14 protein-coding genes, 1 pseudogene and 1 riboswitch are annotated in these 19,173 nt (G+C 71.1%); of the genes and pseudogenes, 14 read left to right on the top strand and 1 reads right to left on the bottom strand.

Going from position 1 to position 19,173, the window contains the following annotated elements:
* Positions 1-24: 24 nt before the first annotated feature.
* Positions 25-113, top strand: a riboswitch (ZMP/ZTP riboswitch).
* A 35-nt stretch (positions 114-148) separates the two neighbouring features.
* From BLS56_RS27285 to BLS56_RS27300, 4 genes are all read left to right on the top strand, one after another.
* The gene (locus BLS56_RS27285) at positions 149-1,405 is read left to right on the top strand and encodes a serine hydroxymethyltransferase (RefSeq protein WP_091456628.1); all 1,257 of its coding nucleotides are present in this window, start codon (positions 149-151) and stop codon (positions 1,403-1,405) included.
* A 207-nt stretch (positions 1,406-1,612) separates the two neighbouring features.
* Positions 1,613-2,152: a MarR family winged helix-turn-helix transcriptional regulator gene (locus BLS56_RS27290; RefSeq protein ID WP_091456631.1), complete on the top strand. Its 540-nt coding sequence runs from the start codon at positions 1,613-1,615 to the stop codon at positions 2,150-2,152.
* Complete coding sequence (locus BLS56_RS27295) at positions 2,152-3,798, top strand: MDR family MFS transporter (protein WP_091456633.1); 1,647 nt, start codon at positions 2,152-2,154, stop codon at positions 3,796-3,798. Before BLS56_RS27290 ends, BLS56_RS27295 begins: the two co-directional genes overlap by 1 nt.
* Before the next feature lie 92 nt (positions 3,799-3,890).
* Positions 3,891-4,559: an SMI1/KNR4 family protein gene (locus BLS56_RS27300; protein WP_139191023.1), complete on the top strand. Its 669-nt coding sequence runs from the start codon at positions 3,891-3,893 to the stop codon at positions 4,557-4,559.
* Between the two features lie 50 nt (positions 4,560-4,609).
* Here the strand turns inward: BLS56_RS27300 and BLS56_RS27305 are convergent, their stop codons facing one another.
* Positions 4,610-5,107, bottom strand: coding sequence for an inorganic diphosphatase (locus tag BLS56_RS27305; RefSeq protein ID WP_091456636.1), 498 nt, complete (start codon positions 5,105-5,107; stop codon positions 4,610-4,612).
* A 126-nt stretch (positions 5,108-5,233) separates the two neighbouring features.
* Between BLS56_RS27305 and dacB the strand changes: the two genes are divergently transcribed.
* From dacB to BLS56_RS27355, 10 genes and pseudogenes are all read left to right on the top strand, one after another.
* A complete protein-coding gene (dacB, locus tag BLS56_RS27310; RefSeq protein ID WP_139191024.1) occupies positions 5,234-9,538 on the top strand; it encodes a D-alanyl-D-alanine carboxypeptidase/D-alanyl-D-alanine endopeptidase in 4,305 nt (1,434 codons plus the stop codon).
* 30 nt (positions 9,539-9,568) lie between these two features.
* Positions 9,569-10,660: a zinc-dependent metalloprotease gene (locus BLS56_RS27315; protein ID WP_228771986.1), complete on the top strand. Its 1,092-nt coding sequence runs from the start codon at positions 9,569-9,571 to the stop codon at positions 10,658-10,660.
* Positions 10,657-11,625, top strand: coding sequence for a tRNA lysidine(34) synthetase TilS (tilS, locus tag BLS56_RS27320; RefSeq protein WP_091456754.1), 969 nt, complete (start codon positions 10,657-10,659; stop codon positions 11,623-11,625). The genes BLS56_RS27315 and tilS overlap by 4 nt, the downstream gene beginning before the upstream one ends.
* A 10-nt stretch (positions 11,626-11,635) precedes the next feature.
* A complete protein-coding gene (gene hpt, locus BLS56_RS27325) occupies positions 11,636-12,184 on the top strand; it encodes a hypoxanthine phosphoribosyltransferase (RefSeq protein WP_091456644.1) in 549 nt (182 codons plus the stop codon).
* A gap of 140 nt (positions 12,185-12,324) precedes the next feature.
* Positions 12,325-12,696 (top strand): hypothetical protein, encoded by a 372-nt coding sequence (locus tag BLS56_RS27330; protein WP_091456646.1) that lies wholly within the window; start codon positions 12,325-12,327, stop codon positions 12,694-12,696.
* A 5-nt stretch (positions 12,697-12,701) separates the two neighbouring features.
* A complete protein-coding gene (locus tag BLS56_RS27335; protein WP_175483073.1) occupies positions 12,702-13,286 on the top strand; it encodes a DUF3558 family protein in 585 nt (194 codons plus the stop codon).
* A gap of 8 nt (positions 13,287-13,294) precedes the next feature.
* Positions 13,295-14,701: a hypothetical protein gene (locus BLS56_RS27340; protein WP_091456652.1), complete on the top strand. Its 1,407-nt coding sequence runs from the start codon at positions 13,295-13,297 to the stop codon at positions 14,699-14,701.
* Positions 14,702-15,071: 370 nt separating this feature from the next.
* Positions 15,072-15,830 carry an ESX secretion-associated protein EspG gene (locus tag BLS56_RS27345; RefSeq protein WP_091456655.1) on the top strand — a complete coding sequence of 253 codons (759 nt, stop codon included), beginning with the start codon at positions 15,072-15,074 and terminating at the stop codon, positions 15,828-15,830.
* A gap of 193 nt (positions 15,831-16,023) precedes the next feature.
* The gene (gene ftsH / locus BLS56_RS27350; RefSeq protein WP_091456657.1) at positions 16,024-18,393 is read left to right on the top strand and encodes an ATP-dependent zinc metalloprotease FtsH; all 2,370 of its coding nucleotides are present in this window, start codon (positions 16,024-16,026) and stop codon (positions 18,391-18,393) included.
* Positions 18,394-18,438: 45 nt separating this feature from the next.
* Positions 18,439-18,714, top strand: a pseudogene (locus BLS56_RS27355) (GTP cyclohydrolase I); the annotation flags it as partial.
* Positions 18,715-19,173 lie beyond the last annotated feature (459 nt).

Genomic DNA, 19,173 nt, shown 5'->3' on the forward strand with positions numbered 1-19,173 from the left:
TATTCTGGTCAAGATGTTATGCTGTCGCCGAGTCGTGACTGGCGTGTTCGGGTGGGCATAACCACCGGGGAGCGGCGAGAGCGGATGAGGCACCGGACGCCTGGGTGCTCCCGGCCGATGGACGCCGCACGCTCCCGAGGAGACCGCCATGCACCAGCCAGCCGTCCCGCACCTCGCCGCCAGCGACCCCGAGGTCGCCGCCCTGGTCGAGGGGGAGGCCCGCCGCCAGTTCGACACGGTCCGCCTGATCGCCTCCGAGAACTACGTCTCCACCGCCGTGCTGGAGGCCACCGGCACGGTGCTGACCAACAAGTACTCCGAGGGCTACGCCGGTAAGCGCTACTACGAGGGTCAGCAGGTCGTCGACCAGGTGGAGACGCTGGCCGTCGAGCGCGCCAAGGCCCTCTTCGGCGTCGACCACGCCAACGTGCAGCCGTACTCGGGTTCGCCCGCCAACCTCGCCGTCTACCTGGCGCTGGCCAACCCGGGCGACACCGTCATGGGCATGGCGCTGCCCGCGGGCGGCCACCTGACGCACGGCTGGAGCGTGTCCGCGACCGGCAAGTGGTTCCGCTCCGTGCAATACGGCGTGCGCAAGGACACCGGCCGCGTCGACCTGGACGAGGTGCGCGACCTCGCGCGCGCCGAGCGGCCCAAGCTGATCTTCTGCGGCGGCACCGCCATCCCGCGCACGATCGACTTCGCCGGGTTCGCCGAGATCGCCCGCGAGGTCGACGCGGTGCTCGTCGCCGACATCGCGCACATCGCGGGCCTGGTCGCGGGCGGGGCGCACCCGTCGCCGGTCGGGCACGCGCGGATCATCTCCACCACGACCCACAAGACCCTGCGCGGTCCGCGCGGCGCGATGCTGATGTCCGACGCCGAGTTCGCCAAGCCGCTGGACAAGGCCGTCTTCCCCGGCCTGCAGGGCGGCCCGCACAACCACACCACCGCCGCCATCGCGGTCGCGCTCGGCGAGGCGGCCCGGCCCGACTTCCGCGAGTACGCCGCGAACATCGTCGCCAACGCCAAGGCGCTGGCGGCAGCGCTGTCCGAGCGCGGGTTCGACCTGGTTACCGGCGGCACGGACAACCATCTCGTTCTGGTCGACGTGACCAGTAAGGGCGTCGGCGGTAAGCCCGCCGCGCAGGCGCTGGACCGCGCGGGCATCGAGGTTAACTACAACACCGTGCCGTTCGACCCGCGCAAGCCGTTCGACCCGTCGGGCATCCGCCTGGGCACCGGGGCGATCACGACCCGCGGCCTGGGCGTCGAGCAGATGCCGCGGATCGCCCAGTGGATCGACCGGGTGGTGAGCGCGGTGGACGATGAGGCCGAGATCGAGAAGGTGGCCGCCGAGGTGCGCGAGCTGCTCGCCGCTTACCCGATGCCCGGCTGGGCCTGACCGGCTGAATCGACCGACGTAAGGCTGGATTGACCGATGTAAGGCTGGATTGACCGATGTAAGACAGTGCCCCGGCGCTCGGTGAGCGCCGGGGCACTGCGCGTGGTGGGGGCCGGGTCACAGGTAATTGAGTTGCTGCGCGACCCCCAAAAAGCGCATGCTTGTATCGACCAACTAATTGGATGATGCACGCAACTCGGAGGTCGCATGGTCGCGCCACACTGGGCGCCATCGGGTGACGCGCCCGCTGCCGATCTCAGTCAGGAAGACATCGAGAAGGGCCAGCGCCTCGCGTCGGTCCTGTTCGCCTTCGGCAAGCAACAGGCCACTGTCGCCGCCCGGATGAGCAAAGCGGGCGTGGACCGCTCCTCGATCGTCCTGCTCAAGACTCTCGTCGCGCTGGGCCCGAGCCGCTCCAGCGCGCTCGCGGGCGCCGTCCACTCCGACCCGTCGACCGTGAGCCGCCAGGTGGCGGCCATGGTCAAGGACGGGCTCCTCGAACGCCGCGCCGACCCCGAGGACGGCCGCGCCAGCCTGCTCGCCGTCACCCCGGCGGGCATGGCCCTGCTTGAGGAGCAACGCGCCCGGTTCGCGCTCTCGCTGGCCCGCATGGTCGGCCACTGGGACCCCGCCGACCTCGACACCTTCGTCGGGCTGTTCGAGCGGTTCCTCGCCGACCACGAGAAACACATGCCCACGCTGATCACCGAATGCGCCAGATCGGCGCGTTCCGAAGGGGGACATTGATGTCAGCACCGGTTTCGGATGCCGCACCAGGGCAGCTGAGCCACCGGCAGATCATGACCGTCCTATCCGGCCTGCTGCTGGGAATGCTGCTCGCCGCGCTCGACCAGACGATCATGGCCTCGGCGATGAAGACCATCGCCGACCAGCTCAACGGCCAGACCATCCAGGCCTGGGCCACCACGGCCTACCTGATCACCGCGACCATCTCCACCCCGCTCTACGGCAAGCTGTCCGACATCTTCGGGCGCAAGCCGATGTACCTGACCGCGATCTCGTTCTTCCTCGTGGGATCGGTGCTGTCCGGCATCGCGAACACGATGTACGAGCTTGCCGCTTACCGCGCGGTGCAGGGCCTGGGCGCGGGCGGTCTCATGTCGCTGGCGCTGGCGATCATCGCCGACCTGGTCTCGCCGCGGGAGCGCAGCAAGTACCAGGGCTACTTCATGGGCGTCTGGGGGCTGTCCAGTGTGGCCGGTCCGGTCGTCGGCGGGTTCTTCGCGGGCCTGAGCGACTTCGCGGGCATCGAGGGCTGGCGCTGGGTGTTCCTGCTGAACGTGCCGATCGCGCTGGTCGCGCTGGCGGTCGTCGCCCGCTACCTCAACGTCCCGCACCGCAAGGTCCCGCAGAAGGTCGACTACTGGGGCGCCATCTCGCTCACCGTCGGCCTGGTCCCGCTGCTGGTCGTGGCCGAACAGGGCCGGGAATGGGGCTGGGGCTCCGGGCGCGCGCTCACCATGTACGTCGTCGGGGTCGTGGGGCTCGTGGTGTTCGTCTTCGTGCAGAAGCGGATGGGCGACGCGGCGCTGCTGCCGCTGCGGCTGTTCCGCCGCTCCACCTTCGCCCTGACCAACGTCGTCAACTTCATCCTCGGCGTCGGCATGTTCGGCATGATGATGTCGCTGCCGCTGTACCTGCAGATCGTCAAGGGCGCATCGCCGACCGAGTCCGGCCTGATGACCCTGCCGCTCACCTTCGGCATCCTCGCCGCGGCCATGGGCAGTGGGGCGCTGATCTCCAAGACCGGACGCTACCGCGTCTACCCGATCGTCGGTCTGGCCGCGATGGCAGGCGCGTTGTTCCTGTTCGCCCAGATCGGCGTCGACACTCCACTGTGGTCGACCATGCTGATCATGGTGCTGGCAGGCGCCGGGCTCGGCCTGTGCATGCAGACCCTGATCCTGGCCATCCAGAACGACGTGCCGGTCAAGGACATGGGCGTGGCGACATCGTCGGCGACCTTCTTCCGGTCCATCGGCGGCACGGTCGGCACAGCGGTGTTCCTGTCGATCCTGTTCACCGTGGTCGGCGACCGCATCAACGACGCGATCGCCTCGGCCCGCGGCGACGCGGCGTTCACCGCGGCGCTCGCGCAGAACCCCCAGTTCGCGCAGAGCCTCAGCGGCGGGATCGACCTGAACGACACGTCGTTCCTGAACACCATCGACCCGACGCTGGCCCGGCCGATCCTGACCGGGTTCTCCAGCTCGCTCGACACGGTGTTCATGGTCGGCGGGTTCGTGACCCTGATCGCGTTCGCGCTGATCTGGCTGCTCAAGGAGGTGCCGCTCTCGACCAAGTCCGGCATCGAGCGCGTCGCCGACGAGGCGGCCGGAGCCGACCAGGCGCCCGAGCCAGCCCTGCGCTGACCGATCAGCCGAACGGCCCCGCGCCCACCAGCGCGGGGCCGTTCGCCCGCACCGTCTGTCATCCTTGAGACCGAAACACTCGGGGGTGAAGCGTGCGTGTCGTGCTGGCGATCTTCCTCGTGGGCGGTCTGGTGATCGCCCTGGCGCTGTCGGTCGGCATCGTCCGAGACCGCGACGCCGCGCAGCCGACCCCCACCGCCGAGACCCCCACCGGCGCGGCCGGATGCGAGGGGCCGGTCACCCTGACCCAGCCGCCGCCCGACGTCGCCGCCCGCCTCACCCTCGCCTGGGACCGCGTCGACGGCTGGCTGCTGCGCCACGCCCCCGCCACCTCGGCCGCCTGGAACCGCGCCGCCACCGACGCCGACCTGGTGACCCTGCAACGCGACATCGGGGTCATGCTGCCGCCGGAACTCGTCGCCACGCTCAAACGGCACAACGGCACCCGCTCCGGCGGGTTCACCCTGCCGCCGTCCTACGACCTGCTCTCCGTCCGCGACATCCTCGCCACCGTCGGCACCGCGTGCGACACCGCGCAGGGGCGGTACGTCCCGGTGGCCCGCGACGCCACCGCGCTGCTCTTCCTCGACGAGCAGGGCCTCGGCCAGTACCCGGAGGAAGGCCCCCTCGAACCGCTCCCCGCGACGCTTACCGACCTGGTCGAGCAAACCGCTGACCTGCTCGACGGTAAGGGCCCCCTCGCCGGTCGCTACCGGGCCGACGTCGACGCTGTCGGCATCCTGCGGTGGACCCGCACATAAACCAAACGCCCCACACCGTCCCGGTGTGGGGCGTTCGCCGTGCCATGACTTCAGTGCAGGGTGAGACCCGACTCCTTGAGCCGGTCGTAAGACCGCTGGATCTCGGCCTCGGCCTCGACCCGACCAACCCAGCTCGCGCCCTCGACGCTCTTGCCGGGCTCCAGGTCCTTGTAGACCTCGAAGAAGTGCTGGATCTCCAGGCGGTGGTACTCCGCCAGGTGGTGGATGTCGCGCAGGTGCTCGGTGCGCGGGTCGTGCGACGGGACACAGAGGACCTTGTCGTCGCCGCCCTTCTCGTCGGTCATCCGGAACATGCCGATGGCGCGCGAGCGGATCAGGCAGCCCGGGAACGTCGGCTCCATCACCAGGACCAGCGCGTCGAGCGGGTCGCCGTCCTCGCCGAGGGTGTTGTCCACGAAGCCGTAGTCGGCCGGGTACTGGGTCGCCGTGAAGAGGGTGCGGTCGAGTTTGATGCGCCCCGTCTCGTGATCCATTTCGTACTTGTTGCGATTCCCCTTGGGGATCTCGATGGTGACGTCGAACTCCACGCCGTCCCTCGCTCCTCTCGGCTGTCCTCGTTACGGCACTAGTGTGGACCACGGCATTGCGGAACCCCGCACCGATACCGACGGCGACGGGTGTGACGTTCGACCGCTGCCAGGGGAGGAAGACGCGTGCCCGAGCAGGACCAGCCCGTCGGGCAAGATCAGGACACGGTGCCGGGGCAACCTGGTGACCAGGGCAAACGTCCACCCACCGTGGACGACGCGACCCCAGCCTGGCCCGTGGCGGACGAGGCGCTCTGGCCCGCCCAGGACGACGACGAATCCGCGCCGCCCGACCCGGACGAGCCTGCGACACCGTCGCCGCTGGCGATACGTGACGAGGCCCACGTCGCCGAGGCCCGCGACACGCCCGAAACCGCCACCACCCAGCCGGGTGAACCTGCCGAGCCCCCTTGGCCCACCACCGAAGCCGACGACCCGGACTCAGCGGATTCCGCCGACGCCCCCGAGACACCGCAGGCCACGGACGCGGAGGATTCGACTCCCGCCGAGCAGGCCTCCGCCGAGCGGGCACCAGCCGAGCCGGCACCTTCCGAGCCTGCCGAGCGGGCGCCCGTCGAGTCTGTTGAGCGGGCGCCCGCCGAATCGGTGGCCGCCGAGGCTGCCGAGCTGGCACCTGCCGAGTCTGCTGAGCGGGCACCTGCCGAGTTGGCGTCTGCCGAATCGGTGTTTGCCGAAGTCGCCGAGCGGGTGCCTGCCGAATCGGTGGCCGCCGAGGCTGCCGAGCTGGCACCTGCTGGGTCTGTCGAGCGGGTGCCTGCTGAGTCAGGTTCGGCGGAGTCGGAGTCCGTCGAGTCGGAGTCCGCCGAGCGGACGCCCGCCGAGGTCTCTGCCGGGTCCGCGGAGCAAGCGCCCGCTGAGTCTGCTGAGCGGACGCCTGCCGAACCCGCTGAGCGAATGCCTGCCGAGCCGGACTCAGTCGAGTCGGACTCAGCGGAGCCGGTGTCCGCTGAGTCGACGCCTTCGGCGTCTGCCGGGTCTGCCGAGCGGATGCCTGCTGAGTCAGGTTCAGCCGCGTCGGAGTCCGCCGCGCCGGTCTTTGCCGAGCAGGCCTCCGCTGAGCCGGGTTCCGCTGAGTCGGTGTCTGCCGAGGCGGACCAGGCCGAGCCGCCGCCCGCCGAGTCGGACACCGCGGAGGCGTTGTCCGCCGAGTCGGTGTCTGGCGAGCCGGAGCGGCCTGCCGAGCCCGAGACCCCGGCAGAACCCGAGACGCCCGTCGACAGTGGCGAGCCCGCCGCCGACGTGTCGAACGACGGCGAACCCGTGTCGGTCGAGGACGACCGTGAGCCGGACTCGGAGCTTTCCGCCGATCTGGCGGCGGTCGTGTCGGTCGAATCCGCGCCGGAGGCCGCTGCCGATCCCGAGCGCACTACCGAGCTTGCGACCGCGTCCTCGGCTGAACCCGAGGTTTCGCCCAGTGGCGAGCCGGAGTCTTCGGTCGATCCGGAGCAGCCGACTGCCGAGTCCGAGCCCGCAGCGCCTTCCGCAAGCGCGGAGACCATCTCGGCGACCGTTCCCACCGTCCAGGAGGGCAGCGCTGACCCAGCGGATTCTTCGCCGGAACCAGAGCCCGAACCCGATGAGCAGCCAACGCTTTCCGACGAGCAGGAAAGCGAGCCCGCCGATTCCTGGTCGAGCTACCAGGAATCGGCGGACAGCACTGCCGAGCCGCTAACCCTCTTCGCGTCACCGGTCGACCCCGTCACCGATTCGCCCGCCGACTCCGATGCCGGTGCGACCGACGAGTTCACCCGACCCACCCCTGTGGACTCACCAGCGGGCTCCGTCGACTCGCCCGTTCAGTTCGCGGACACCGACAACGCGCTGACGCTCTTCCCCGAGCCCGCCGATCAGCCGACCCGGTTCACCGAGGCGGTGGCTGATCACGCGGACTCGCCCACCCGGTTCGCCGAGCCGGAGGACGACGACCTCGGGCCGTCGACCCGTTTCGTGGAGTCGCCTGCCGAGCCTGTCGAGCTGGCGGATGATGGTTTTGATCCGTCGACGCGGTTCGCGGAGCCTGTCGGTTTTGCCGCGGATTCGTCTTCCGGTCTCGCCGAGCTGGATGGCGACGGTTTCGATTCGCCGACGCGGTTCGCGGAGCCTGTCGGTTCTGCCGCGGATTCGTCTTCCGGTCTCGCCGAGCTGGATGACGACGGCTTCGATCCGCCGACCCGGTTCGCCGCGCCCGTCGATCCGTTCGCCGAGTCGGAGCTGGCGGACGACGACCTTGAGCCGCCGACTCGCTACACCGCGCCGGTCGACCCGCCCACCCGCTTCACCGCGCCGGTCGACCGGACCGATGACGCTCCGACCCGCTTCACCGAGCGGCCCTTCGATGACGACGCGGGCAGCACCGTCCCCGCGCCCAAACCGCCCGTGCCACCGTCGCGCAGGCCGGACACCGGGCCACCGACCGGTGGTCGTCCGCCCGGCAACCTCCGGCCGCCGACGATCCGCCCCGGCCCGTCGGGCCGACCGCCGCAGCGCGGACCCCTCGGCCCCCGGCCCCACGGCCTGCCCTCGAACACCCCGCGCCCCGGCACGCCCGCCGACCGCACGCGGCCCGTCGGCTTCGTCGGCCCGAACGGCCCAGGGGACGGCAGCGGACCGGGCGGACCAGGAACCGGCGGCCCACCAGCCGCCGACAGCGACGGTCACTCGACTACCCGTCGGCTGCCTGGGCAGGGCTCGGACGGCGGCTCGCCGCCCGCTGATGGTCAGGGCAACGGCCATTCGGCCACTCGTCGGGATGTGCCCACGCCGGGGCGGAGCCCAGAGAACGGGTCGGGCGCTCCGCGTGATGGCCGGAGCAACGGTCACGCGACCATCCGCCAGGACGCGCCGGACACCGGGTTGGCAGGCCTGGGCAACGGCCACTCGGCGAACCGCGGGGACACGGCCGAGCGGGGCGCGGAGCGGACCCAGGTCATCAGCCTGCCCGCCATCCCCCGCGAGCCCGCCGACGAGTCGGACGAGCGGGCCATGCCGGAGCGGGTCGAGCCGCGGGAGCGGATCGAGGAGCCTCGGCGCAAGGGGCTGCTCGTCGCGGTGGCGGTCGTGGCGGTGATCGCCGTGGGCGCCGCGGCGGTGTTCCTGGTGCCGGGGCTCGCCGCCAAGCTCGGCCTGGGCGGTGGCGAGTCCTCGGTCGCCACCGCGCCCCCTGGGGCTCCGGTGCAGTTCATGCCCGCGCTGCGCGGCCCCGGGGCCAACGCTCCGGCGCCGACCGCCGCCGGGGTCCGGTCAGCGCTCGCAGGCCCCGTGAGCGACCCGGCTCTCGGCACGCTTACCGGCGCGGTGGTAGACCCGATTACCGGTGAGGTCCTCTTCGCGCAGAACGCGGAGACCACGCTGGTCCCCGCGTCCACCACGAAGATCTTGACCTCCGCCGCCGCGCTGCTGGTCTTGCCGCACGCGAGCCAGCTGACCACCCGGGTCGTGGCCGGTGACAAACCCGGCACGGTCGTGATCATCGGCGGCGGCGACCCGACGCTCTCTTCGCTGCCCGCGGGCAAGAACACCGTGTTCCCCGGCGCCGCGCACCTGGACGACCTGGTCGCCCAGGTCAAGGCCTCCGGGCCGGTCGACACCGTGCTGCTCGACCTCGACCGCTACACCGGCGACAGCTCCGCCCAGGGCTGGGACCCGCTCGACGTCGCGGCCGGGCACATCGCGCCGATGGTGCCCGCGATGCTCGACGGCGGGCGGGCTGACCCGACCAAGGCGGTGTCGCCGCGCTCGGCCAACCCGGCCCGCACCCTCGCCGAGGAGTTCGCCAAGCGGATCGGCGCGACGGTCCCCGCGAAGGCGACCGTGCGGGCCGCGCCGGACGCGAAGGTGCTCGGCGAGGTGCGGTCGGCGCCGGTCGTGGAGTTGGTCGACACCACGTTGCAGCGCTCGGACAACGTGCTCGCCGAGGCGTTGATCCGCGAGGTCGCGCGGGCCACCGGGAAGGAGCCCTCGTTCGCGGGCGGCACCAAGGCCGTCGCGGACACGCTGCGCGACAACGGCTTCGACGTCGGCAGCCTGGAGTTGAGCGACGGCAGCGGGATGTCCGTGCTGAACAAGGTGTCGGCCGCGCTGCTCGCCGACGTGCTGCGGGTCGCCGCCGCGCCGGACGGGAAGGACCCGCGCACGGCGAAGCTGCGGCCGCTGCTGGGCGGGCTTCCGGTCGCCGGTGGCAGCGGGACGCTCGCCGGGCGCTACCAGGGGCCGGGCGCGGCGGGCGGCAAGGGCTGGGTCAGGGCCAAGACCGGCACCCTGTCCGGCGTGAACTCCCTGGCGGGCGTGGTCCTCGACACCGACGGCAGGCTGCTGGTGTTCGCGCTGATGTCCAATGGCTCGCAGTCCGGCACCGCGCAGCCCGCGCTGGACACCATCGCGGCGACGCTGCGCCAGTGCGGCTGTCGGTGAGGTTCACTCGGCTCCGGTAGCGTCGCGGATGTGAACGGGGCGACGAGCGCGGAAGTGGCCATACCGGGCAGGGTTTCGCCGGTCGACTGGGACCTCGCGGTCTCCACCGCGCGGCGCCTGGTCCGGCCGGGGCCGTCGGTGCCTCGGCAGGAGGCCGAGCACACCGTGGCCAGGCTGCGGGAGGTCACCGCGGAAGCCGAGGCGCACGTGCGCGGCCTCACCGGGCTTGGGGCAGGCCTGCCGCTGCTCGGTGGCGACGTCGTGGACCGGGACGGCTGGATCGGGGCGGCGGCGCACAGCATCGCCACACTCACCTCAGGCGCGCTGCCCAACAGGCCCGGCAAGGTCGTCAGCGGCGTCCTCGCGGGCACCGCGGGCGTGCAGGCGGGCATGGTCCTGGCGTACCTGGGCAGTCGGGTGCTCGGCCAGTACGACCCGTTCGGCAACGGTGACGGCGGTGGTGACGCGGGCAGGCTGCTGCTGGTCGCGCCCAACATCGTCGCCGCGCACCAGGCCCTCGACGTGCCGCAGGAAGATTTCCGCATGTGGGTCTGCCTGCACGAGTGCACCCACCGGTTGCAGTTCACCGCCGTGCCGTGGCTGCGCGAGTACTTCCAGAACCAGGTCTCGACGTTCATCTCCGGCCTCGACGACAGCGCCAACAGCGCGCTCACCCGGCTTCCCGAGCTGCTGAAGGCCGCGCGCGGCAAGCCGGACCCGACCGCGTCCTCTGGGCCGATGGGCGTGATGGAGCTGCTCCAGTCGCCCGCCCAGCGCGTGGTGTTCGACCGGCTGATCGCGCTGTCCACGCTGCTGGAAGGCCACGCCGACCACGTGATGGACGCTGTCGGCCCGATGGTCGTGCCCACCGTCTCGACCATCCGCGAGCGCTTCACCGTGCGCCGACGCGGCGGCGGCCTGCTCGACCGGCTTCTGCGCAGCCTCTTGGGTGTGGACGCGAAGATGAAGCAGTACGCGGTGGGCGCGAAGTTCACCGCGCACGTGGTGGGCGAGATCGGCATGGAGCGGTTCAACACGATCTGGACCTCGCCGGAGACCCTGCCGCTGCGCTCGGAGCTGAGCGACCCGCAGGCGTGGGTGCGCCGCGTCTCGCCCTCGTGAGTGGGACCAAACCCCATCCGGCGGTCGCCGAGATCCGTGTGGCCGTACGCGCGCTCTTAGCGAAAGCCTGCCCGGAAGACCGAATCGCGGTAGCCGTGTCCGGCGGCGCTGACTCTCTCGCGTTAGCGGCGGCGGCACAGCACGTCGGCACTAAGAGCGGCCTAAGAGTCGACGGATTGATCGTCGACCACAACCTGCAACCCGGATCGGCCGACGTCGCCGCGCGGGCAGCGGACCAGCTCACCGGGCTCGGGCTGGCCGACGTCCGCGTCCTTCCGGTCGTGGTCAGCGGCGCGGGCGGGCTGGAGGCGGCCGCCCGCCGCGCCCGGTACGCGGCCCTGCGCGCGGCCGCGGGCCCGCACCTGGTCCTGCTCGGCCACACCCTGGACGACCAGGCCGAGACCGTGCTGCTCGGCCTCGGCCGAGGCTCGGGCCCGCGTTCCATCGCCGGTATGCGCGCCATCGACCCGCCCTGGGCGCGACCGCTGCTCGCGGTCGCCCGCGCCACCACGGAAGCGGCCTGCGCCGCCCTCGGCCTGGCCCCCTGGCGCGACCCGCACAACGAAGACCCGCGCTTCACCCGCGTCCGCCTCCGCCGCGAAGTGCTGCCCCTGCTCGAAGACGTCCTGCACGGCGGCGTCGCCCAAGCCCTCGCCAGGACCGCGGCCCAACTCCAAGACGACCTCGCCGCCCTCGACCACCTCGCCGCCGACCTGCGCGCCCGCGCAGGCGACGGCGTGACACTGCGCGTCGCCGACCTCGCCGACGCCCCGCCCGCGCTGCGCAGACGCGTCCTGCGCCACTGGCTCACCGAGGCGGGCGTGCCCGAACTCACCGACGCCCACCTGCGCGCCGCCGACGACCTAGTCGGCCGCTGGCGGGGCCAGCGCGGAGTGGCCCTGCCGGGCGGCTTGGTGGCACGCCGCGCGCATGGCAGGCTCACCTGCGAAGGTCCGGAAACCTGAGAGGGGAACCGTGTACGACGGCGACATCGCCTCCGTGCTCATCACCGAGCAGCAGATCGACGAGAAGATCGCGGACCTTGCCAAGCAGGTCGCGCACGACTACCCGGACAACGGCGCCGACCTGGTCCTGGTCGGCGTCCTCAAGGGCGCGGTCATGTTCATGACGGACTTCGCCCGGGCCCTGCCCGTCCCGGTCCAACTGGAGTTCATGGCGGTCAGCTCCTACGGCTCGGCCACGTCCTCCTCCGGCGTCGTCCGGATCCTCAAGGACCTCGACCGCGACATCGCGGGCCGCGACGTGCTCATCGTCGAGGACATCATCGACTCCGGCCTCACCCTGTCCTGGCTGCTCAAGAACCTCGCCTCGCGCAACCCGCGCTCCCTGGAGGTCTGCACCCTGCTGCGCAAGCCGGACGCGGTCAAGGTCGAGGTCCCGGTCAAGTACGTCGGCTTCGAGATCCCCAACGAGTTCGTCGTCGGCTACGGCCTCGACTTCGCCGAGCGCTACCGCGACCTGCCCTACATCGGCACCCTGGAACCCAGGGTCTACACGTCCTGAGGCCAGGCGGCCGAGTTATCCACAGGTTGCGCTGATCTCTGCCCTGGGCGTGGTCAAGTGCGTTAGCCTCGGAGCAAGGTCAGCAGTCCTGGCCAGGGGCTGTCGGGGAACTCGTTGGGGAACCTAGGGGAGAGACGAACGTGTACGACTCGAGTGGTGGGATCGGCGCCGCCGTCAGCGCCTTCGCTGGCGCTGCGGCCAGCGGCATGGTCTCGATCGATCCGGACGCCGCCCAAGCCGCTCTCACCGAGATCGGCAGCGTCCGCGACGAGTTGATAGTCCTGGCCAATAGCATGGGTTGGGGTAACGCAGAAGTGGAGTTGGGCGCGAATCCGGTCGGCGAGGCCATGGCGCGCAAGTCGGTCGATCGTTTCCAGGGGTCGGAGGACTCCCTCATCGCTGTGCTCGCGAAACTCATGGAGCAGATCGAGACCGCGGAGAACGCCCTCAAACATGCCATCGCCAACTACCAGCACACCGACCAAGGCAACGCTGCCAAGTACAGGGGATAGCTAGCGTGGCCCGAAATTTCGCACGCGCGGTGCTGCTGTCGTCCGCGCTCCTGCTCGCCGCAGGCTGCGGTGACCCCGTGGCAGGCGTGCCCGGCACGCCGACGACCCAGTCCAGCGCGGCTGAGCCGACGACCGCGTCCTCTGCGTCTTCACCGCCCTCAACGTCCTCGGCTCCCGTGAAGAAGTCCACCTTCACCAACGCCGAGCTCTGCGAATTGCTCACCGCGGACGAGGTGGCTCAATTCGGCGCCGCGAACCCGACACCCACCTATAACGGCTCAACCGCCCATCCGCAATGCCAGTGGCGCGGTGAGATGGTGGTCGCGATTGAATTCGGGCCGGACTCATCTGTGGAAGTGATCCGCACTGGCGAGGGGATCACCAACACCAACATCGAGGTCATGGGGTTGCCTGCCGTGTTGCAGGTGAACACTCGCACTCGTTCTTGCCAGGTGCTCGCCAAGATCAACGGTGGGAAGTCGAGCCTCGCAACGGGTATTGCTCTGCTCTCCGGCGGCAGGGGCAAGTACAACGATTGTGACATGGCGCAAAAGCTAGCGAATATCGTGATTCCCAAGGTCCAGGTCTAGGGGGAGAGATGGCGCCCAACGGCGGAGAGCATCGGTACGGCACCCAGGAGTACGCGGGCGACCGCGCCGCAGACGTGCAGCGGGGCCAGCGGAACATGCCGCAGGAAGACCGCTCCACGAGTCACGAGATTCAGCACAGCATCGCCGCGAGTCAGGCCGCGAAGCTCGCGCCCGAGGTGCGGATGGGCGATGACCGGGTGGTCCAGCCGCAGAACTGGGCGAGCCGGACGAGCACCGAACTGTTCGCGGCTGCCACCCAGATCAACAACCCCACTACCGCGGACACTCTTGGCCGGGGCTTCAACGAGAGCGGCAACCGGCTGGTCGAGGCCGCGAACCGGCTCTACGAAGCGGTCGCGAAATTGGAGCACGCCTGGCAAGGCGCTGCCGCGGACTCGGCGCGGCAGGCGTTGACGCCGCTGGCGGCACAGGCCGGGCAGGCTGGGGTCACCGCGCAGTACATGGGCACGGCCATGGCTCGGCAGGCGACGGCAGCGGCGGCGGTGAAGAACCTGCCGCAGCCGGTGGAGTTCGACGCGTCGACCGAGTTGAACAAGGCTCTGGCCAACCCCAACCCGATCGCGGGTATGGCCGACATGGCGGCGAAGGCGGAAGAGGCCAAGGCCGTCAAGCAGGAGCAGGTCACCTACCTGGAGAACTACACCCAGGCGATGACGGCCGTCGACTCGGCCACGCCGTCCTTCGTGCCGCCGGAGACCCGGATCGAGGGCGGGGGCGGTGACGGCGGGTTCCGCGGTGGCGGCGGGGTCGATTACCGCAACGGGCCCGGTGGCGGGGCCGACCTGACCCCCGGCGGCTCCGGCCACACCAGCCCCTCCGGCCTCACGCCCGGCGGACAGGGTGGGCACACCCCGAACACTCCGCACGCTCCGTCGATTCCCGGTGCGCAGACTCCCGGCGGGCTCTCCAGCGGCACCAACGCGGCGGGCTACACGCCGCCGAGCAGCACCACGCATGTGCCTAACTATTCCGCCACTGGGGCCAACCCCAACCTCAGCGGGCAGGGCGGCGGCTTCGGGGGCGGACCCTTCGCCGGTGGCCGCGGCGGCTTCGGGCCGGGTGGCGGCGTCGGCGGCGCGGGTGGCCGCGGCGGCGCCGGGCTCGGCGCGCGCGGTGGCGCGGGCGCTTTCAGCGCGGGTGACGCCGACGGGCGCGGTGGCCGTCCCGGTGGCCCCGGTCTCACCGCGGCCGAGGAAGCCGCGCGGGCCCGCCAGGGCCAGGGCGCGGGCACCGGCGGGCGCAACGCGTCCGGCATGGGCGCGGGCGCAGGCGGCGGCCGCGGGCAGGGCGACGAGGACACCGAGCACCAGCGCCCCTCCTACCTGATCGAGCCGGACCCGGAGGACACCTTCGGCACCGACCAGATCACCGCGCCCCCGGTGATCGGCCAATGAGCGAAATCGCGGATGGATCGTCGGCACGGAGCGTGAGCGCGCGCGGCCACCGGGCTGGTGGGGTGGCTCCATGAGCGAGCCTGGAAGTGGAACGTTGGCGCTGCGCGTGGGCGCCCGGGACGGCCGGGTGGGCGAGGTGGCCTGCCCCATGAGTGAGCTTGCGGGTGGTTCGTGGGCGTCGCGCGTGGGCGTGTGCTGTGGCCGGATGGGCGAGGTGGCCCGGTGAGCGAGCGTGCGGGTGGATCGTGGGCGCTGTGCGTGAGCGTGTGGGGCGGCCGGACTGATGAGGTGGCCCGGTGAGCGAGCGCGCGGCGGAATCATTGACACAGTGCGTGGGCGTGCGGGGGCACTGGACTGGGGAGGTGGGTCGATGAGCGTGCGAGCAGCCGAGACGCTGAGTCCGCTGGCGCTGGACTTCCTGTGGGAGGCCCTTGGCGCGGGTGACCTGCCGTACCCGCTGGAGGTCCGGTCGCACGGGGCGACCGTGGACGAGCGGGCGCTGCTGCGCAGGCGCGTCCACGAGGAGCTGCGTGAGCGCGGCCTGCTCGACCGGACCGGTCGGGTCGAGGCGCACATCGAGCGGTCGCTGGCGCTGATCGCGCGGCCGGAGATCGCGATCGACTCGGTGTTCCTGCCCGAGGTCGGCGGGCCCGCCGTGGCCGCGTTCGCCGCTGTGGCCGGTGGCGACGGGGTGCTGGCCGTGCAGGCAGGCGGGGGTCTGCTGCTCACCCCGATCCGGGCGGAAGCCCTGGTCACCGAGGTCGTGGGGATGCTGCCGGGCGCGCCGCGCGGCAGTGAGACCTCCATCTCGCTGCCCGCGGCCGAGTTCGCCGCCGGCGGGCGCGGCAACGGCGTCGCCGCCGAGGACACCAAGAAGGCGCTGGCCAGGCTGGTGTCGTCGCCGAACCTGCGGGGCGGCCAGATCGCGGTCACCAGCCGTGACCGGATGGGTGGCCGCAAGCGCGGGCGGGTGCTGTCCTGGTTCGACAAGCCCTCTGGCCGCTACCTGAGCACCATGCGCCGCGGCCGCGACGGGCAGGACTGGGTGACCGTGGCCCCCGCGGACGCGCCCACCTTCCGGCACCGGGTGGCGGAACTGGTCTCGGAGGTGACCGCGCCAGCGCGCTGAGCGGCCGGGAACCATGCCCGGCGGCTCCACGTTGTCAACCATGGGCGTCCAAGCCGGCACTTCGCCCGGTGAGGGTGCCCGTGCGGACGGTACTCTGGTGAGACCGGAATGCCTCGTCCGGCCGGGTAATGGGTCGTCATTGCCCTCACATGCAAGTCAGGGAGGGTGGAGGCCGCGTCGCGGCCGTAAGTGAATGGACCGCAAGCGCCTGCTTCGCAACCCGCTGCTGTGGATCGTGGCGGTGTTGCTGATCTACTTCGCCTTCAGCATGCTGTTCGACGACACGCGTGGCTACACCTCGGTGCCCACGTCGAAGGCCGTCGCGCAGATCCAAGCGGGCAACGTCAAGGTTGCCGAACTCGGCGACAAAGAACAGCAACTCAAGCTCACCCTGAACAACCCGATCGACCACGACGGGCAACAGGTCACCCAGATCCTCGCGCAGTACCCGGCCGGGGCAACCTCCCAGGTCTACGAGGCCCTGATCGCCAAGACCGGGACCGAGTTCAAGACCAGCGTCACCCAGGACTCGTTCCTCACCCAGATCCTGATCTTCCTGATCCCGCTGGGCCTGCTCCTGCTGCTGCTCATGTGGATGATGAACAACGTCCAGGGCGGCGGCAACCGAGTCCTCAACTTCGGCAAGTCCAAGGCCAAACAGCTGCCCAAGGACATGCCGAAGACCACGTTCTCCGACGTGGCGGGCGCGGACGAGGCGGTCGAGGAGCTCTACGAGATCAAGGACTTCCTGCAGAACCCGGCCCGCTACCAGGCTCTCGGCGCGAAGATCCCCAAGGGCGTGCTGCTCTACGGCCCGCCGGGAACCGGTAAGACGCTGCTCGCGCGGGCGGTCGCCGGTGAGGCCGGGGTGCCGTTCTACTCGATCTCCGGCTCGGACTTCGTGGAGATGTTCGTCGGTGTCGGCGCCTCCCGTGTCCGCGACCTGTTCGAGCAGGCCAAGCAGAACTCCCCGTGCATCATCTTCGTGGACGAGATCGACGCGGTCGGCCGCCAGCGCGGCGCAGGCCTCGGCGGCGGGCACGACGAGCGTGAGCAGACCCTCAACCAGCTGCTGGTCGAGATGGACGGGTTCGACGCGCGCGGCGGCATCATCCTGATCGCGGCCACCAACCGCCCGGACATCCTGGACCCGGCGCTGCTGCGCCCCGGCCGGTTCGACCGGCAGATCCCGGTGTCCGCGCCCGACCTGCTGGGCCGCAAGAAGATCCTGGAGGTCCACTCCAAGGGCAAGCCGATGGCCCCGGACACCGACCTGCACAGCCTGGCCAAGCGCACCGTGGGCATGTCCGGCGCCGACCTGGCGAACGTGCTGAACGAGGCGGCGCTGCTGACCGCCCGGCAGAACGGGGCGCTGATCACCGGCGCCGCGCTGGAGGAGTCGGTCGACCGGGTGATCGGCGGACCTGCGCGCAAGAGCCGGATCATCTCCGACAAGGAGAAGAAGATCACGGCCTACCACGAGGGCGGGCACGCGCTCGCCGCGTGGGCGATGCCCGACCTGGAGCCGGTCTACAAGCTCACGATCCTGCCGCGCGGTCGCACCGGCGGGCACGCGCTGGTCGTCCCGGAGGACGACAAGCAGCTCATGACCCGCTCGGAGATGATCGCCCGCCTGGTGTTCGCCCTCGGTGGCCGCTCGGCGGAGGAACTGGTGTTCCACGAGCCGACCACGGGCGCGTCGAGCGACATCGAGCAGGCCACCAAGATCGCCAAGGCGATGGTGACCGAGTACGGCATGAGCGCCCGGCTGGGCGCGGTCAAGTACGGCCAGGACCAGGGCGACCCGTTCCTCGGCCGCTCCATGGGCCACGCGCCGGACTACTCGCTGGAGGTCGCGCACGAGATCGACGAGGAGGTGCGCAAGCTCATCGAGGCCGCGCACACCGAGGCGTGGGACGTGCTGAACACCTACCGCGACGTGCTTGACGACCTGGTCGTGGAGCTGCTGGAGAAGGAGACGCTCACCCGCAAGGACCTGGAGCGGATCTTCTCCCGGGTCGAGAAGCGGCCCCGGATCACCGCGTTCAACGACTTCGGCGAGCGCACCCCGTCCGACAAGCCGCCGATCAAGACCCCGCGCGAGCTCGCCAAGGAACGCGGCGAGCCGTGGCCCGAGGACACCGACCGGGAGCCGGTGCCGACCCCGGTCGCGGCCATCCCGGGCGCGGGAGACCTGCCCGGCGGCCCGCCGAGGACCAACCCGGAGCTGCCCCCGGGCACCCCGAACGGCGCTGGCCCCAACGGGATGCCGCCGCCGTACGGACAGCCCGGCCCGTATGGGGCGCAGCCGCCGCCCTATGGGCAGCCGCCGCCGTACGGCCAGCCGCAGCAGCACACCGGCAGGCGCGACGGCCCGCCGCACTACGGCGCGCCGCCCGGGTGGACCCCGGCGACGACGCCGGGCCACCCGCAGGGCGGCCCGCACCAGTCGTGGCAGCCGTCGTGGGGTGAGCGGCAGAACGAGGCGAACCAGCACGGCGAACGGCCGCACGGTCCCACTGGCCGGGATCAGGACTCCGATGGACGCGCCAACGGTTCCTAATGCGATGGTGGCGGCATTCAGCCGCGACGATCTGCGGAGGCGCCGATGACGACCAGCCGTGACGGGGCCGGGGCGGATTTCGCCTCGGCCCCGGTGTTCGACAAGGACCGGGCCGAGAGGGCCGTCCGGGAGCTGCTCATCGCCTGCGGTGAGGACCCGGACCGCGACGGCCTGCTGGAGACCCCGGCCCGGGTCGCCCGGGCGTATGCGGAGCTGTTCGCGGGCCTCTACAGCGATCCGGACTCCGTCCTGGACAAGACGTTCGACGAGAGCCACGACGAACTCGTCCTCGTCACCGATATCCCGATGTATTCCACCTGTGTTCCCAGCACGCAGACCGTGAACGCGGTCGGCGGCCGGAAACAGGCGGCCGATGTTCGCGTCGGCGACCGGCTGTGGACCCTGGTGAACGGGACGGTGGAGCCGACTTCCGTTGTCGAGGTCAGTGCCCGCGACACCCGGGACTTGGTCGAGGTCACCACGGCAGGCGGCGCGTTCACGGTGACCCCGGACCACCCGATGGCCACACCGGACGGGTGGCGGGAGGCCAAGGACGTCGCCGGAACGTTCGTCGAGTGGACCCCTGAGGGCGGTCTCGCTTCCCGGAAAAGTGCGCTGACCAGCGCGAAGAGGCCAGTTCTCGCGGCGGCGCTCCCCGGCGCGGACGCCTGGACGCGCAGGCACGGGTTCGACCAGCGGTCACATGGGACGGTGCTGGCCGAGTCGGAGTGGGCCCGGGTCGAGTCGGTTCGGGAAATACCGGGTTCCGGGACGCACACC

It is taken from the genome of Actinokineospora iranica (genome assembly GCF_900101685.1).
Lineage (GTDB): Bacteria > Actinomycetota > Actinomycetes > Mycobacteriales > Pseudonocardiaceae > Actinokineospora > Actinokineospora iranica.

What these genes read in the sequence shown, in the direction of transcription:
- BLS56_RS27285 (WP_091456628.1), top strand. Translation starts at nt 149, where the DNA reads ATGCACCAGCCAGCCGTCCCGCACCTCGCCGCCAGCGACCCCGAGGTC.
- BLS56_RS27340 (WP_091456652.1), top strand. Translation starts at nt 13,295, where the DNA reads ATGGCGCCCAACGGCGGAGAGCATCGGTACGGCACCCAGGAGTACGCG.
- ftsH (WP_091456657.1), top strand. Translation starts at nt 16,024, where the DNA reads ATGGACCGCAAGCGCCTGCTTCGCAACCCGCTGCTGTGGATCGTGGCG.
- BLS56_RS27295 (WP_091456633.1), top strand. Translation starts at nt 2,152, where the DNA reads ATGTCAGCACCGGTTTCGGATGCCGCACCAGGGCAGCTGAGCCACCGG.
- BLS56_RS27290 (WP_091456631.1), top strand. Translation starts at nt 1,613, where the DNA reads ATGGTCGCGCCACACTGGGCGCCATCGGGTGACGCGCCCGCTGCCGAT.
- BLS56_RS27345 (WP_091456655.1), top strand. Translation starts at nt 15,072, where the DNA reads ATGAGCGTGCGAGCAGCCGAGACGCTGAGTCCGCTGGCGCTGGACTTC.